Origin of the sequence: Pseudomonas sp. MG-9 (assembly GCF_018729515.1) — a bacterium.
Lineage (GTDB): Bacteria > Pseudomonadota > Gammaproteobacteria > Pseudomonadales > Pseudomonadaceae > Aquipseudomonas > Aquipseudomonas serboccidentalis.
Map to the genome: position 1 here is coordinate 108,245 of NZ_JAHHZH010000008.1, position 16,488 is coordinate 124,732.

15 protein-coding genes are annotated in these 16,488 nt (G+C 57.3%); 6 read left to right on the top strand and 9 right to left on the bottom strand.

Features of this window, described 5'->3' with window-relative positions; all coding sequences use genetic code 11:
• Positions 1-34: 34 nt before the first annotated feature.
• Both KKQ10_RS20885 and KKQ10_RS20890 read left to right on the top strand, forming a co-directional pair.
• The gene (locus KKQ10_RS20885; protein WP_215502168.1) at positions 35-739 is read left to right on the top strand and encodes a FadR/GntR family transcriptional regulator; all 705 of its coding nucleotides are present in this window, start codon (positions 35-37) and stop codon (positions 737-739) included.
• Positions 740-763: 24 nt separating this feature from the next.
• Positions 764-1,465 (top strand): GntR family transcriptional regulator, encoded by a 702-nt coding sequence (locus KKQ10_RS20890; RefSeq protein WP_215502169.1) that lies wholly within the window; start codon positions 764-766, stop codon positions 1,463-1,465.
• On the opposite strand, the gene KKQ10_RS20895 is transcribed toward KKQ10_RS20890, so the two are convergent.
• The 5 genes from KKQ10_RS20895 to KKQ10_RS20915 form a co-directional block, all read right to left on the bottom strand.
• A complete protein-coding gene (locus KKQ10_RS20895) occupies positions 1,392-4,532 on the bottom strand; it encodes a type 2 lanthipeptide synthetase LanM family protein (RefSeq protein ID WP_215502170.1) in 3,141 nt (1,046 codons plus the stop codon). The genes KKQ10_RS20890 and KKQ10_RS20895 overlap by 74 nt on opposite strands.
• A 56-nt stretch (positions 4,533-4,588) precedes the next feature.
• Entirely contained in the window at positions 4,589-4,738 is a 150-nt protein-coding gene (locus KKQ10_RS20900) for a hypothetical protein (RefSeq protein ID WP_215502171.1), read from the bottom strand.
• 309 nt (positions 4,739-5,047) lie between these two features.
• Positions 5,048-6,034 carry a GTPase gene (gene yjiA, locus KKQ10_RS20905; RefSeq protein WP_425518808.1) on the bottom strand — a complete coding sequence of 329 codons (987 nt, stop codon included), beginning with the start codon at positions 6,032-6,034 and terminating at the stop codon, positions 5,048-5,050.
• A gap of 146 nt (positions 6,035-6,180) precedes the next feature.
• Entirely contained in the window at positions 6,181-6,378 is a 198-nt protein-coding gene (locus tag KKQ10_RS20910) for a YbdD/YjiX family protein (protein ID WP_003228401.1), read from the bottom strand.
• Between the two features lie 15 nt (positions 6,379-6,393).
• Complete coding sequence (locus tag KKQ10_RS20915) at positions 6,394-8,460, bottom strand: carbon starvation CstA family protein (RefSeq protein ID WP_127652614.1); 2,067 nt, start codon at positions 8,458-8,460, stop codon at positions 6,394-6,396.
• Positions 8,461-8,619: 159 nt separating this feature from the next.
• Between KKQ10_RS20915 and KKQ10_RS20920 the strand changes: the two genes are divergently transcribed.
• Positions 8,620-8,988, top strand: coding sequence for a PilZ domain-containing protein (locus KKQ10_RS20920; protein ID WP_127652615.1), 369 nt, complete (start codon positions 8,620-8,622; stop codon positions 8,986-8,988).
• A 94-nt stretch (positions 8,989-9,082) separates the two neighbouring features.
• Here the strand turns inward: KKQ10_RS20920 and radA are convergent, their stop codons facing one another.
• From radA to katB, 3 genes are read right to left on the bottom strand one after another with little or no spacing between them, the layout of a single operon-like run.
• Positions 9,083-10,450 (bottom strand): DNA repair protein RadA, encoded by a 1,368-nt coding sequence (radA, locus tag KKQ10_RS20925; protein ID WP_003228407.1) that lies wholly within the window; start codon positions 10,448-10,450, stop codon positions 9,083-9,085.
• Between the two features lie 43 nt (positions 10,451-10,493).
• Complete coding sequence (locus KKQ10_RS20930) at positions 10,494-11,030, bottom strand: ankyrin repeat domain-containing protein (RefSeq protein ID WP_127652616.1); 537 nt, start codon at positions 11,028-11,030, stop codon at positions 10,494-10,496.
• A 60-nt stretch (positions 11,031-11,090) separates the two neighbouring features.
• Complete coding sequence (gene katB, locus KKQ10_RS20935) at positions 11,091-12,632, bottom strand: catalase KatB (protein ID WP_215502173.1); 1,542 nt, start codon at positions 12,630-12,632, stop codon at positions 11,091-11,093.
• 286 nt (positions 12,633-12,918) lie between these two features.
• On the opposite strand from katB, the gene mscL reads away from it, so the two are divergent.
• Positions 12,919-13,332 carry a large-conductance mechanosensitive channel protein MscL gene (gene mscL / locus KKQ10_RS20940; protein WP_127652618.1) on the top strand — a complete coding sequence of 138 codons (414 nt, stop codon included), beginning with the start codon at positions 12,919-12,921 and terminating at the stop codon, positions 13,330-13,332.
• 42 nt (positions 13,333-13,374) lie between these two features.
• Here the strand turns inward: mscL and KKQ10_RS20945 are convergent, their stop codons facing one another.
• Entirely contained in the window at positions 13,375-14,151 is a 777-nt protein-coding gene (locus KKQ10_RS20945; protein WP_127652619.1) for a ferredoxin--NADP reductase, read from the bottom strand.
• 316 nt (positions 14,152-14,467) lie between these two features.
• On the opposite strand from KKQ10_RS20945, the gene KKQ10_RS20950 reads away from it, so the two are divergent.
• Together KKQ10_RS20950 and KKQ10_RS20955 are read left to right on the top strand one after the other, a co-directional pair.
• The gene (locus tag KKQ10_RS20950) at positions 14,468-15,196 is read left to right on the top strand and encodes a helix-turn-helix transcriptional regulator (protein ID WP_215502174.1); all 729 of its coding nucleotides are present in this window, start codon (positions 14,468-14,470) and stop codon (positions 15,194-15,196) included.
• Between the two features lie 146 nt (positions 15,197-15,342).
• On the top strand, positions 15,343-16,467 hold the full coding sequence (locus KKQ10_RS20955; RefSeq protein ID WP_127652621.1) for a methyltransferase: 1,125 nt from the start codon (positions 15,343-15,345) through the stop codon (positions 16,465-16,467).
• The last annotated feature ends 21 nt before the right edge of the window (positions 16,468-16,488 follow it).

Genomic DNA, 16,488 nt, shown 5'->3' on the forward strand with positions numbered 1-16,488 from the left:
GCCATCCCGCAGGCACGGTGCATGGAGCCAATACGTGATTACTACATCAACCGTCGTCAACTCAGTGGTAGAGAAACTGCGCGCCGCGCTGGCCCGTGGTCAGTGGCGCTCCGGCGACATGCTGCCGGGCCAGCGCGAACTGGCCGAACAATTGGGCATCAGCCGCCCGAGCCTGCGCGAAGCGGTGATCGTTCTGGAAACGCTCGGCCTCGTCCGTTCGATGCCGGGCAAAGGCGTGGTGGTGCTCGACGCCCAGCTCAGTGACAGCCAGAGCCACGACAGCGCGGTGGCCGGCGCCAGTCTCGAAGACGTGCTGCAACTGCGCTACACCCTTGAGCCATTCATCGTCGGCCTGGTTGCGCAGTCGATCAGCAGCAAGGAAGTCGGGCAACTGCGCCTGACCCTGATGGACATGCGCGAAGCCCTCGACGCGGGCGACAGCGAAGCCGGAGTCAGCGCCTACATCGCCTTCCACGAAGAACTGTTCACCCTGACCTCGAACCCGATCTTCCAGAGCGTGGTGCAGCAAACCAGCAACGCTCTCAAGCAAAGCGCCGAAGTGCTGCGCAATTCGCCTGAGCACCTGGCCGAACGCCTGGAAGAAAACGAAGCGGTGGTGCGCGCCATCCGCAGCAAGAACAGCGCCCAGGCCAGCGCCGAAATGCGTCGGCACATTCTGCGCGAAGGCCAGCGGATGGGCATCGAGTTGAATATTCCGGATGACAACCTCAGCCGTTGAACCTCTTCGAACTGGAGACAGGCCATGAACAGCTTCGCTTCACTGCAATATGATCGCAAGATCCCTGCCACCCTGCCCTTTCCCCGTGGGCCTCGCCACAAGCCACTGGCGGACGACCCCTACCCGCAGGTATTCGAAGCAATCCTGGATCAGCGCCTCACCGCGACCAGTCGTTTTACAGAAGAGAGCCTGGTGCAGATGTTCGGCGCGAGCCGCAGCCAGATACGTCGGACGCTGACACAGCTGTCCCATGAGCACGTCGTCATCTTGCGCACTCATCAGCGCCCGAAAATTGCTACAGCTACTCCCGAACAAACCCGCCAGATACTCCATGCGCGGCGCCTGACCGAAATCATGCTGCTTGAGCTAACCTGCCAGCAGCTGCAACCTGCCGCACTTGAAGGACTGCGCGAACTGATTGAAGAACAGCGTCGATTCCGCACCCTTGGTCAGTTCGGAGCCGCCATTCGGCTATCCGGAGAATTCCACCTGCAACTGGCCAAACTGGCAGGCAATGCCCCCCTGGCGCACTTTCTCGGCAGCCTGGTGCCCATGACGTCTCTGGCGCTGGCCCAATGTCGACAACAGACCAACCAGGACACGACGGTGCAGACACACACCTCCCTTGTCGATGCAATGGAGCGCAATGACGTCAATGCCGCAGCTCATCTGATGAACCGACACCTGAGCGATCTTGAACAGCAACTGCTGGGTTCGGCGCCATGAAGAAGGTCAATGCCAGGGGATCGGGTAACGTCGAATCAATCGCGCTTAACAGTGCCTGACCGACACCCGCGACGCCCAACATCATCCCAAGCACAGGCACGCTGTCTTGCGTGATCAAATCTTCATTGAAAAAGTTGTCAGCGGCCTCGGAAAGTGCCTGCAAGGTTCTCGCGATACCCTGACGATTTTCTGTACAGCGGTACAGTGACAACAGACACATTAGATTGCCGAAATCACCATGGCACTGGCTGTAACCGGAACCAAGGCCATGGCGCCAGAGATTGCTTTCACACCTGCGGATATCGCTCTCGACCGTCGCCAGGTCGTCGGCGCCCATCACGTCTTTGAGCGCATGCCTGAGTTGCAGCCTGGCGATCAGAATTCCTGCATCACCGTGGCACCATTTGGTCATGTGAGCGGGTTTCGACGGCTCACGTAAATCCAGCCAGAATCCATGGTTCTTTTGGCGATTTTCGTCCTCCAGCAGATCCTTCATCAGCGTAATCAACGTCGCGTCTGCGGTCACCTCATAGACCTTGGAAAGCGCATGGAGAATGCCGGAAATCCCATGGGAGAATCCGGTCAGCAGTGGAGTCGAACAGGCCTTGCGCACAAATCGCCCACCTTCATTGAGCAGTTCCGCCCGGATGGCAGCCGTGAGCCTTTCGATCAAAGGAATCAAGCGTTTCCGCGGCCCAAGCAGATAGAGATTCGCCAGTAGCGTGACGGTCCCGCACCAACCGTTAAGGAAATCGAAGTCATCCCCCTGCTGTGGATAATCATCAAGTCTGAGCAGTAACCCGTTAATCGTCGCCCAGTGAATATCCCGCCCCGTCACTTGCTCATGATTGACCAGCACGTAGAGGTACGACGCCAGACCAAAATAGGCACTGACGGCCATGTCACTGTCAAAATGTTCATGGGATCTGGCCATCGAATCGACAATTTGATCAGCCCGGGCCAAGTGTTCTGCCCGACCGCTGACCCGGTACAAGCTCATATAAAAAACCGCGAGTCCGCCCATGCCGCTGTAAAGGCTGTTGGTCATGGGTGAGAGGTACTTGCGGCGGGTTGTCGGGTGAGCGTTCAGGAACGTCCACGCCACGTCCCCTCCTGAACTACCAATACGAAATCGTTCTATGACCGCCGCGACCTTGAGAGCCCCTTCCAAATACTGAGCTGGCTGCAGGTTCGGCACGCCTTTGGCGATATGCCGCCGGTGCATGGGCATCGCCTCATTGCCCGGAGGGAACAGGCACTCCTTCAGTATAAAGGTCTGGAACGCTCTGTCCCCGGAGCAGAAAGAGCTCAGTTTTCGTTGGCAACTTTCCAGGGGGCTAGCGATGTCGAGCGCAGCCACAAATGTGCCGTGGGAATCGTATATCCGATTCGATGCGATGGGCATGGTGAAACTTGGAATGTTGGCACTTTGCAGATCCGCCAACTCGTAGGCGGCCACATTTTTTGCAATGAGCGATGCATTCGACTCGGACCACAGGGTCGCGAGCAACAGCTGCCGCTGGAGCATGCATTGCGTGAAGCGTGGGTGCAGTGTCAGTTCGATAAAGTCGATATAACGCTGGGTATTTTTGAGCAACACCCGTGTTTTCAACTGGGAGGCATGGTGCCGGATACAGTCAAGCACCGCTGCCTGATGCGTCATCACCTCATCGTAGGCAAATACGAACCCCTCCAGAAAAGCCTCTTGATAAAGCTCTACCGAACACGGCACGCCGTTGAAAACCGGCAGATGTTTGATAATCGGGGTTTTGCTGACCTGTATGCGCCTCAGATGGTACAAGCCTTGCTCGCGCACCAAATGCCTGGTCGTCGTGCTGAATTGCTTTTGAGACGTCAGGCCACTGAAATCGTTGTCCGAATCCGGCGAATAGGGAACAAAACCACTGCTAAAGACTGAAAGGCTGTTGAGCTTGAGGGTTTTGAACAAAGCTCCATTGCTGGGAAGATCGTCTTGCAAATCGATCATGGAGGCAGTGAACAGACATTCAAGATCGATCATGACGGGGCTACTCCCGCACGCAATGATGTTTTCGTAATGAAAGTCGATGCCGTTCAAAGCGTGGACAAGGGCTATCTGCGCGCCTGCGCGCCGGTAGAACAGAGCCAGATCGGCCTGTGTCTCGCAGGCGCGATTATCGATGTTTTCAATCCAGCAATGATCTTCCATGCATGCCAGCAAAGGGGTATGAGCGGAAAAGCATTCATCAGCGCTTTTTTCGTACAGCAGCGCCAGCAGCGAGCTATAGAGCTGCGCTTCTCCGTTTCTTCGTGGTTTGTAAACCAGCGATTCGTTCCCGACCCGTACTGCGCAAACTGTTTCACCATTGGCGTGGGGATCCCCCATTCCAAGTTTGATCGAGTCTATTCGCCGGCCAGACAAATCGAACACCTGAGCAAGTACACGCAAATCGTCAGCAAAGTGGGAAATGATCTTGTAGAGATAACCTGCGATGCCTTCCAATTGTTTGATCAACAAGTCGGCAAGCACCGGATAGTCCAAGAGGAACTGGCCTGATCCGCGCGCGTTCAAATATTGTTCGAAAGATCCCAGATCTGACTCAACACCCTCAGATATGCGCGTATTAAGGAAATGCACCAGGGATTTTTCAGAGAGCCGTTTAACACAGCCCGACACATAATACCTGACACCGGAAATCAATGATTCGAGGTTACAACAATCATGGGCTTGCTTGTATCTGCTGTCGCACTGAAACGTATATCTAAAGTAATCAAACATGCAATCGTAAAAGCCTGAAAATGGTTCATCCTCCGCATTGCAGATGCGGTCTTTTTCAGACACGGACATAATCAGTCGAATTTTCTTCTCAAGCATCTCCAGAGACGGAAACTGCTTTTCCAGTACAGGCTGTCTGGTGCTATTTTCAAACCATTCAACCAAGTCGCTTTTGCCCATACCAAAATAAAGCAGCAGGGCATGATCGTCTTTATGCAACATGTCCAGGGTGCTACGCAGGGTGTCGACATCGACGACACCTCCAGAACCCGATGATTTGCGTTCTTGAAACGTCAGAATGTCAGCTAGCATTTTTCCACCTTGAGCAGTATGGCGGATAAGCTATCCGCCATATGTTACAGAAGGCCTTAGCAGCCGAACGTGCAACCCAGGCTCTCGCAGGTGATGGCAGTGGTTGCCATCACTTCAACACCGGCCATCTTGTTGACACCTGCTTTTACATAAGCTTCAAACTCGCTGGCGAAATCACCCGACATTTCCAGAACTTTATCTTTCATATGTTTCTCCTGTTATAAATTGATAGGTGCCATTGAGCGGCACATTTCAAAGTTAACACAGGAGCGAAAAATACTTACTTCAAAAAACCCAACCAAATGTGACCAACACAAACGAAAACCATGCACACAGTTGTACTACCAACATCCTGCCTCATAAATCCTTTCACCTATCAGAACAATATCCATCACTACCACCCCGACACTCCCAAAAAAACTCGACATCCAACAGTTTCAAAACTTCTCTATCAAACACTCGACACTCGTTACAAAAAAACCAACGAGTGCCGTTCGTCATGAAATTTAAAACTTTCAATCGATAACCACTCGGGCAAAACCTTCCCGAATCTTCTCTTCCGGCAAATCATCGGCAATAAACACAATCACACTTTCCCGCGCCTCACCCTCGGCCCATTCGGTGTCCCAGTCGAAACCGTAGAGCTTCAGCACGCCCTGAAACACCAGGCGCCGATCCTCGCCAGCGATGTTCAGTACACCCTTGTAGCGCAGCAATTGCTTGCCGTGCTCTTCCAGCAACTCATTCATGAACTCGCTGAGCTGATCGATATCCAGCGGCTGCTCAGTGCGCAGTACCAGGCTGGAAATGCGGTCGATCGAGGGCGCCTTGCTCACCGGACGCAGACTCACCCCGCCGCCAAGGTCGGCGTTGAGATTGAAGCCACGCACGTCGAGCAGTTCCGCCAGATCGATGTTGCCATGCTCGACCACGCGGATCGGCGCACGACGGTTGATCCGCGTCAGGCGTTCGCTCAGCGCGGTGAACGTCGCCTCGTCCACCAGATCAGTCTTGCTCACCAGCAAGCGGTCGGCGAAACCGATCTGCGCCTGGGCGATGGTCTGGGTCAGGTGCAGGTCGGCGTGAGCGGCATCCACCAGGGTGATGATGCCGTCGAGCAGATAGCGTTCGCGCAGCTCTTCATCGATGAAAAAGGTTTGCGCCACTGGCGCCGGGTCGGCCAGCCCGGTGCATTCGATCACCAGACGGTCGAAGGCGATTTCGCCGCTGTCCAGGCGTTCCAGCAGCAGGTACAGCGCCTTGGTCAGGTCGGTGTGAATGGTGCAGCACACGCAACCGTTGGCCAGGGTCATGACTTGCACCGGTTCGTCACCCAGCAATTGGGTGTCGATGCCGGCGTCGCTGAATTCGTTCTCGATCACGGCGATTTTCAGGCCGTGCTCGGCTTTGAGCAGGTGACGCAGCAAAGTGGTCTTGCCGGCGCCGAGGAAACCGCTGAGTACCGTTACGGGTATGGGAGAAGACAAATCGATCCCCTTCACAAAATGAATGAACAACACAAAAACAACTGTGGGAGCGAGCTTGCTCGCGAAGGGGGCGTGTCAGTCGACATCATTGCTCGATGACACACCGCTTTCGCGAGCAAGCTCGCTCCCACAGGGGATTACCTCAACCGAGGGCTGTCAGCTCAACAGCACTTGGGCCCACCCTTGCCACCGTAACGCGCTTCCTGACGTTCACGAAAGAACATCTCGTAGCTCATCACCGGTTTGTCCGGGTGTTTGGTTTGCATATGCTCGACGTAGGTGTCGTAGTCGGGCATGCCGACCATCAGGCGCGCGGCCTGACCGAGGTATTTACCGAGGCGACTCAGGTCATTGAACATGGTGCAATCCTCTGGTTACGCGTCCGGCAGGGCCTGGAATGGCGATTCTTTATCCGTACGCTCTTTTTTGCCCCAGGCGGCGATGCCGACCTTGAGCGCATAGAACAGGATGCTGAAGACCACGAACAGGAACAGCGCGGTGAGCGTTGCGTTGGTGTAAGCGTTGAAGATCACGTGCTGCATCTGGTCGATGCTCTTGGCCGGTGCGAGGATCTGACCATTGGCCAGCGCATCGCTGTACTTCTTGGCCAGCGACAGGAAGCCGATCGCCGGGTTGGCGTCGAACAGCTTGATGAAGCCTGCGGTGGTGGTGCAGATCAGCAGCCAGGCCGCTGGCAGCAGGGTCACCCAGATGTAGCGTTGACGCTTCATCTTGATCAGCACAACGGTGCCGAGCATCAGCGCGATACCGGCCAGCATCTGGTTGGAGATACCGAACAGCGGCCACAGGGTGTTGATGCCGCCCAGTGGATCGATCACGCCCTGGTACAGCAACCAGCCCCACATCGCCACACAACCGGCGGTGGCGATCAGGTTGGCGGTCCACGACTCGGTGCGTTTCAGCGCCGGAACGAAGGAACCGAGCAGGTCCTGCAGCATGAAGCGCCCGGCACGGGTGCCGGCGTCCACAGCCGTCAGGATGAACAGCGCTTCGAACAGGATCGCGAAGTGGTACCAGAACGCCATGGTGTTTTCACCCGGCAGGACACTGTGCAGGATCTGCGCAATACCGACCGCCAGGGTCGGCGCACCGCCGGCACGGGCCAGGATGGTGGTTTCACCGATGTCGTGAGCCACCGCTTGCAGCGCCTCAGGCGTGATCGCGAAGCCCCAGCTGCTGACCATTTGCGCGACCGATGCCACGTCACCGCCGACCACGGCGGCCGGGCTGTTCATGGCGAAGTACACGCCTGGCTCGATCACCGAAGCGGCGACCATGGCCATGATCGCCACGAACGATTCCATCAGCATGCCGCCGTAACCGATGTAACGGGCGTTGGTTTCGTTATCCAGCAGCTTCGGCGTGGTGCCCGAAGAGATCAGCGCGTGGAACCCGGACACCGCACCGCAAGCGATGGTGATGAACAGGAACGGGAACAGACCGCCCTTCCATACCGGACCGGTGCCATCGACGAACTGGGTCAGCGCCGGCATTTTCAGCTCGGGCATGGTCACCAGAATGCCGATCGCCAGGGCGATGATGGTGCCGATCTTGAGGAACGTAGAGAGGTAGTCACGTGGCGCCAGAATCAGCCACACCGGCAGCACTGCCGCGACAAAACCGTAACCGATCAGCATCCAGGTGATCTGGATACCGGTGAAGCTGAAAGCCTTGGACCAGACCGGATCGGCGGCAATCTGCCCGCCCAGCCAGATCGAACCGAGCAGCAGCAACACGCCGATGACCGAGATCTCGCCGATGCGGCCCGGACGGATGTAGCGCATGTAAATGCCCATGAACATCGCGATCGGGATGGTCGCCATCACGGTGAAGATGCCCCACGGGCTCTCGGCCAGGGCTTTGACCACGATCAGCGCCAGCACCGCGAGGATGATGATCATGATCAGGAAGCAGCCGAACAATGCGATGGTGCCGGGGATGCGGCCCATTTCTTCACGCACCATGTCGCCCAGGGAACGGCCGTTGCGACGGGTGGACATGAACAGAACCATGAAGTCCTGCACCGCGCCCGCCAGCACCACCCCGGCAATCAGCCACAGCGTGCCGGGCAGATAACCCATCTGCGCTGCCAGCACCGGGCCGACCAGCGGGCCTGCGCCGGCAATCGCGGCGAAGTGGTGACCGAAAAGAATGTGTTTGTTGGTTGGAACGTAGTCCAGACCGTCGTTGTTGAGCACGGCGGGGGTGGCCCGACGAGCATCGAGTTGCATCACATTGTTTGCGATGAACAGGCTGTAGTAACGGTACGCAACCAGATAGATGGCCACTGCTGCGACCACGATCCACAAGGCGTTGATCGCCTCTCCTCGGCGCAATGCCACTACGCCCAGGGCGCACGCTCCTACGATTGCCAGCACTAGCCAGGGTAAGTGGCGTAGCAGGCTATTATTATTTTTCATTTTATTATTCCAGCCAGGGTGGACAAGAAAGACAGCCACCCCGAGTTTAGCGCTACTGGCGGCAAAGACCATACCCCGACATTGGTCTAGACGCCTTGTTGGTTGGCAGGCCCCTGCTGGAACGGTCTATAGTCAGCGAACCCTATTGAGGATTGCGCCATGAGTGAACCCCCAGCCAATCGTCGTCGCTTCAAACGTATTGCGTTCGATGCCAGAACCGAGCTGAGTCAGGGCCAATACATCTGGCCGGTGAAACTGATCGATCTGTCGCTCAAGGGCCTGCTTATCGAACGGCCGGAACCGTGGCTTGGGGATGCGGAGCAGGATTTTTTCGTCGACATTCATCTGAGCGATGACGTGGATATTCAGATGGATGTGCATCTGGCCCACGAAGACCATGGGCAACTGGGGTTTGTCTGCCGGCATATCAGCCTGGAATCGATCCAGCGCTTGCGGCGGTTGATCGAGCTCAATCTGGCGGATGAGGCGGAACTTGAGCGCGAATTGGGCGCCCTGATTGAAATCTGATCCATGTAGGAGCTGCCGCAGGCTGCGATCTTTTGATCTTGAAAACACAATCAAAAGATCGCAGCCTGCGGCAGCTCCCACACAGGATTCTGGGTTACTCGAAGAGTGCGTCCAAGGCTTGTTCCAGCCGGGTCACGGCGATGATCTGCAACCCCGCCGGCGCCTCTTTCGGTGCATTGCCCTTGGGCACGATCGCCCGCTTGAAGCCATGCTTGGCTGCTTCCTTCAAACGCTCCTGCCCGCTTGGCACCGGACGGACTTCACCGGACAACCCCACTTCACCAAATACCAGCAGATCATGCGGTAACGGCCGGTTGCGCAGGCTCGACATCACCGCTGCCATCAACGCCAGGTCAGACGCGGTTTCCAGCACTTTCACCCCACCGACCACGTTGAGGAACACGTCCTGATCGTGAGTCGGAATACCACCGTGGCGGTGCAAGACCGCGAGCAGCATCGCCAGGCGGTTCTGATCCAGACCCAGGGTTACCCGCCGCGGATTGGCCAGATGGCTGTCATCCACCAGCGCCTGCACTTCCACCAGCATCGGCCGGGTACCTTCCCAAGTCGCCATGACCACACTGCCCGGGACTTCTTCCTGAGCACGGGTGAGAAAAATCGCCGAAGGGTTGGAGACTTCTTTCAAACCCTTGTCAGTCATGCCGAACACGCCGAGTTCGTTGACCGCACCGAAACGGTTTTTCACCGCCCGCAACAAACGCAGCCGACCATCGGACTCGCCTTCGAAATACAGCACGGTATCGACCATGTGCTCCAGGACCCGTGGACCGGCGAGCGCGCCTTCCTTGGTGACGTGACCGACGAGGAAAATCGCCGTACCGCTCTGTTTGGCATAACGCACCAGCAGCGCCGCGCTCTCGCGCACTTGCGACACGCCACCAGGGGCCGACTGCAATTGTTCGGTGAAGATGGTCTGGATCGAGTCGATCACCATCACCTTGGGTTTTTCCTGGCGGGCGGTGGCGATGATGGTTTCGATGCAGGTTTCGGTCATCACCCGCAGCTGATCCTGCGGCAGCCCCAAACGGCGGGCGCGCATGGCCACTTGCTGCTGGGATTCTTCGCCGGTGACGTACAGCGCCGGCATGCTCTTGGCGAGGTTGCACAGGGTCTGCAGCAGAATCGTCGACTTGCCGATGCCCGGGTCACCACCGATCAACACCACCGAACCGTCGACCAGACCGCCGCCGAGCACCCGGTCCAGTTCACCGGACGCGGTAGAGAAGCGCGGAATCTCTTCGATGCTGACTTCGGCCAGCGTCTTGATCTGCGCCTGCTGCCCGGCCCAGCCAGTACGCCCGGTGGGCGCCGTGGCACCGCCGCTCTCGATCATGGTTTCGGTCAGGGTGTTCCAGGCGCCGCACTCGCCGCACTGGCCCGCCCACTTGGGAAAGGTTGCGCCGCACTCGGTGCAGCCGTACATGCGCTTGGCCTTGGCCATCTGGATCCCCCGGCAAAAACCGCGATGATAACGCAGCCATCGTTCAACGCGGCGCGGCGGTGCGGATTTCACCGTTGGCCAGACGCGCGGCGCTGTTGCCCAGCGGGTCTTCGGCATTGAGGTCGGCGCCCTTGGCCTTGAGCGCATCGAGCAGTTCCACACGCTTGAACAACCCGGCATACATGGCGGCGGTCTGACCTGCGCCGTTGCGCTGATCGGGGCTGCAATCGGTGGCCATCAGCCGTCGGGCGATCTGCATCTCGCCCTTGAAAATCGCGCCCATCAGCGCCGTGTTACCACGCTGATCCTGCGCGCAGGCATCGGCGCCCGCCGCCAGCAAGCGGTCCACCGCATCGCCCTGGCCGTGATACGCCGCCAGAATCAGCGCGGTGTAGCCCTTGCTGTCGCGGGTATCGAGGGGATAACCGGATTCGATAAAGGTGTCGAGCATCGGCACGTCACCGCGCCGGGCGGCATCAAAGTAATAATCCTGCAACTGGGCCTTGATCGCCTCAGGGCTTTGCCCGGCCTGCGCCGTAAAGGACAGGCATCCGAGCAACAGTAAAAGATAAGGACGCATAAACGCTCTCCTTGAGCAGAACGGGGCCTGACTCAGGCCCCGCGTTGCATGGCGTCGAGATCAGTCGACGAGTTTTGCTGCCAGCACCTTGACCCGGCTCAGGTCGCCCTTGGCCACTTTGGTCACACCGGTCCCGTATTCCGGATCGGCCTTATAAAGGAAGGACAGGATGATGTGCTTGCTCTCATCATCGGTGGTCGCCAGCGAGCCGCCGAAGCTGTCGATCAGGTCCTGACGTTCCTGCTGGCTGAACGAGCGATACAGATCACCGGCCTGCTTGAAGTTCTGCTCACGCTGAATTTTCGCCTGCTGCGTGCTGCCCGCCAGCGCCAACTCGCTGTAGCGCGCACCTTGCGGCTCTTCACGCGGCTGCAGACGGCTCGGCTGGTAGTTGACGCCAGACTGGGTGGCACCGAAGTTCATCGCGCCATCCTGATTGCCATTGTTGACGGCAACTTTCGGCGCATTGATCGGCAACTGCAGGGCATTGGCGCCCAGGCGATACATTTGCGTATCGGCATAAGAGAACACTCGGCCCTGTAACAGACGGTCCTCGGAAGGCTCAATGCCCGGAACAACATTGGCCGGTGCCATGGCAACTTGTTCGGTTTCCTGGAACACATTGGCCGGATTACGGTTCAACACCATTTGTCCAACTTTTCGCTCTGGAACATTCGGCCAGATCTTGGTGGCGTCCAATGGATCGAAATCAAACTTGGACAAATCTTGCGGTTTCAGCACTTGAATGTACAAGTCCCACTTTGGGAAGTTGCCTTTATTGATATTACTCACCAAGTCATTGGTCATATGACTGTAGTCTTGACCCTGAACAGTCACGACTTGTTTTGGCGAAAGATTTTTGATGCCTTGCAAACTCTTCCAGTGAAACTTGACGTAGTGCACTTCCCCTTTGGCGTTGACCAACTTGTAGGCGTGTACACCATTGCCGTCCATTTCCCGATAACTGGCCGGCGTGCCCGAGTTCGAGTAGAGCTCGGTCAGCGTTCGGGTGGATTCCGGTACGTGGGAGAAGAAGTCGAAGCGACGTGAGTCATCGTCAAGGTTGGTACGTGGATCGGGTTTGAACGCATGGACCATGTCCGGAAACTTGATCGCATCGCGAATGAAGAACGTCGGGAAGTTGTTGCCGACCAGATCCCAGTTGCCGTCGGCGGTGTAGAACTTGGTAGCAAAACCCCGCGGATCGCGCAGGGTTTCCGGGGAGTGGTTGCCATGCACCACCGCGGAGAAACGTACGAACACCGGGGTGACCTGGCCTGCGGCGAACACCTTGGCCTTGCTCAGGTCGCTGAGGTCGTTGGTCACGGTGAAGGTGCCGTGGGCACCCGTGCCGCGTGCATGCACCACGCGCTCGGGAATACGCTCACGGTCAAAACGCTGCAGTTTCTGGATCAGTTGCACATCCTGCAGCAGCACCGGGCCGTTGGCGCCGGCCGTTTGCGAGTTCTGATTGTCGCCGACCGCTGCGCCGTTATCCCGGGTCAGGGGCGCGGCTTGCACGGAGAAGGTCAACAGGCTGGCGGTCAGTACGCCGAGCGTACGGCGATGGGGAAAAGTCCCCAGTCCAAGAGTGGAGTTCATATCAGGTTCCTCTGGTTCTTTTGGGCGCATCCAGGTGCGCCAAACAGAGGCTAGAGCGCTATGTCCGCGAACATAAATAGAAAGTTCGTAACCCGATGATTGAAAAAATTGGCTTCCCGGTCAGCGAGTTACGGCGTATTTCGCGCGCGATTAGTGGCACTTTGCAAACTAATCGTCGATTCATGTGTCGATAAAAACGGGCATTGTAAGAAGGTGTTTCGCGCAGGACGCGTTTTGCTGATTTACACTGCGTACACCAACCTCATCTGTAACAAGGAAATAACCTATGGGCGTGATAAGTGAGTTCAAGGCCTTCGCGGTCAAAGGCAATGTGGTCGACATGGCCGTCGGTATCATCATCGGTGCCGCCTTCGGCAAAATCGTCTCGTCGTTTGTCGGTGACGTGATCATGCCGCCAATCGGCCTGCTGATCGGTGGGGTGGACTTCAGTGATCTGGCCATCACGCTGAAAGCCGCCGAGGGCAACGCCCCGGCAGTGGTCATGGCTTACGGAAAATTCATCCAGAGCATTCTGGACTTCGTGATCGTCGCCTTCGCGATTTTCATGGGTGTCAAAGCCATCAACCGCCTGAAACGCGAAGAAGCCGTGGCCCCTTCCCTGCCACCGGTTCCGACCAAGGAAGAAGAGTTGCTCGGCGAGATCCGCGATCTGCTCAAAGCCCAGAACGACCGGCCTTGACGGCTTCATGAATGAAAACGGCGCCTGATGGCGCCGTTTTTTTTACCAGTAGTTTTCTACGGCCACCTGCCCCGGCCGCCGCGTGAGGCTCAAGTTCATGCAGCGTTGTTTCAGCAATGCCCGGGTGTCATCGATCATCTGCGGATTGCCGCACAACATCACCCGCGAATGCTCGGCAGTCAGTTCAACACCTGCAACACGCTCCAGCTCGCCACTTTCGATCAGGCTGGTGATGCGGCCGTGCAAGGCGCCAGGAAAATGTTCGCGGGTAACCGTGGGGATGAATTGCAGTTTATGCGCGTGCTCCGCCAGGTAATCACGCTGGGCCAGCCCCGCGATCAGCGACTGATAGGCCAGTTCCCGTGCTTCACGCACGCTGTACACCAGGATGATTCGCTCAAACCGTTCCCACACTTCAAAGTCCTGCAGGATCGACAGAAACGGCGCGACCCCGGTCCCTGTGGATAACAGCCACAGGTCTCGACCGTCGACGAAACGATCCAGCGTCAGGTAACCAAAGGCCTGGCGCTCTACCAGCAAGGTATCGCCAGCCTGCAATCGGCTCAGCTCACTGGTGAATTCACCCCCCGGCACCACGATGGAAAAAAACTCGAGAAATTCATCGAAGGGTGAGGAGACCATCGAGTAGGCACGCCACACCGTACTGCCATCAGCTCTGGTTACCCCCAGGCGGGCGAATTGTCCGGCGCGGAACCTGAAACCCGCATCACGTGTGGTGCGCAGGGAGAACAGACTGGGGGTCAAGGGCTGCACGTCGAGCAAGGTCTGGGCGGTAAACTTCTCTGCGCTGACAGTCATGGTCTACTCCACTGAAAGTACTCCGCCAGTTTCACGCAAACTCACACCATAGAAAACCACTGATTTTGTGATGTCTTTTCATGAAAACGCGGTAATGAGAAAAAGCCCCAGACACCGCTGAATACTGTCCGAATGCTCAGTAAATAAAAGATAAAGCCACAAGGACATATCTACCCTTAATAACTTCAAACAACCGAATCCACCTCCAAAAGAGCAAAAAATTCAATGCAACTTGTAGGATCTATCCTACACTCGACTGCGTGCCGGATTCATTGGATCCAACAAGCCCCCCAAGAAATGACACGGAGAGTTTGTGATGGAAATGTGGAAGGAGTCGCAATTAAAGCAACTGTCTTTCGCAAGAGAAATAGAGACCGCTTATCCGATCCTGCTGCGATTCACTCAAAACATTGGTTTCAATTTTTGTGCTGTCTCATTGACATCAATTAATCGGAACGCCGACTTTAAAACCTTGCGAATCAATAATTACCCTCAAGATTGGAATCAACTCTATGAAAAGGAACGCTACAGAACAGTTGACCCGATAGTCACGCATTGCAATCGCTCCATGCTACCCGTTGTCTGGAGTGAAGAATTCTTTTCCCACACCCCCCAGTTGTGGGAGGCCCAACAGCAACATGGATTGCGATACGGCTGGTCCCAGTCGTTCCACCATGAGGCTACCGGGCTGTGCAGCACGCTCAGTCTTGCCAGAAAACACGATCCGCTGAGCCCGCTCGAGTTATACGAGCATTCTGGCTACATGCTTTACGCGATCAGCCATCTGAGCGACCTGTTCGTCAGAACCCTGCCCAAACCTCAAAAAAATCCGGAGCATCCGCATCTTTCACCGCGGGAACTGGAAGTGCTGAAGCTCTCGGCGCTCGGCAAGACGGCCTACGAGATTGCCCGAATCCTCTGTCTGAGCGAGCGCACCGTGAATTACCATGTGCAAAACGTGATCATCAAACTGAAAGTCTGCAACAAGATTTCTGCCGTCATCGCCGCCAGCCGTTGCGGTCTTCTCGACGCCCCCAACCCCTAAAAGCTGCGAGTATTTCAACGGAAAAAAACGTACCATTTGCGACCTTCCTGAGTGATGACGTTAAACGTCGTATTCCACTCGGACGGTTCCGCTGCGCGACACCCTGGGCTGCGGGCCACCCGTTGATTAACCAGAGTTCCCGCCCCATGCCCTTGCTCGACACCCCCTTCGCCCAACTCGATTTGATCCGCCAGCCCGAACAGCAGAATGAACCGCTGCAAGCATTCGATGCGGCTGACGAATACCTGCTCAATTACCTGGCCGCACAGCAACCGTCGGCAGACACCCGGGTGTTGGTGCTCAACGACAGTTTCGGGGCGCTGGCGGCGAGTCTGGCGGGCAAGGTTCAGGTCAGCAGCAGTGGCGATTCGTTTCTGGCGTTCCAGGGGCTGGAAAAGAATCTGGTGCGCAACGGTCAGGCATTCGATGCGGTGCGCGGCATTGCGGCCAGTGAACCATTGGTCGGGCCGTTTGATCGGGTGCTGATCCGGGTCCCCAAGACCCTCGCGTTGCTCGAAGAACAGCTGATTCGCCTGCAAGGGCAACTGGCACCCGGCGCCGAAGTCGTGGCGGCCGCCATGGTCAAGCACCTGCCGCGCGCAGCCGGGGATTTGCTGGAGCGTTACATTGGCCCGGTACAGGCTTCATTGGCCGTGAAAAAGGCTCGCTTGCTGATCGCTGCACCCGAGGCAAAAGCCCCGGCGACCTCCCCCTACCCTTCGCGCTACCGACTCGACGAACCGGCCATCGAATTGCTCAACCACGCCAACGTGTTCTGCCGCGAAGGCCTGGACATCGGCACCCGGGCCTTTCTCCCGCACCTGCCCAAAAACCTCGGCAGCGCTCGCGTCGCCGACCTTGGCTGCGGCAACGGCGTGTTAGCCATCGCCAGCGCCCTGCAGAACCCTGACGCGCATTACACGCTGGTCGACGAATCGTTCATGGCCGTGCAATCGGCCGCTGAAAACTGGCGCGCCGCCCTGGGTGAGCGCGAAGTGATTGTGCGGGCCGGCGATGGTCTGGCCGGGCAAGAGCCGCAATCGCTGGACGTGGTGCTGTGCAATCCGCCGTTCCATCAACAACAGGTGGTCGGCGACTTCCTCGCCTGGCGTATGTTCCAGCAGGCGCGAGAAGCGCTGGTGGTGGGCGGAGCGCTGTACATCGTCGGCAACCGCCACCTGGGTTATCACAGCAAGCTGGCGCGGCTGTTCCGTGGCGTCGAGCAAGTGGCGGCAACCCCGAAATTCGTGATTCTCAAAGCACGCAAGTAAACGCCAGGCAAAAAAAACCCT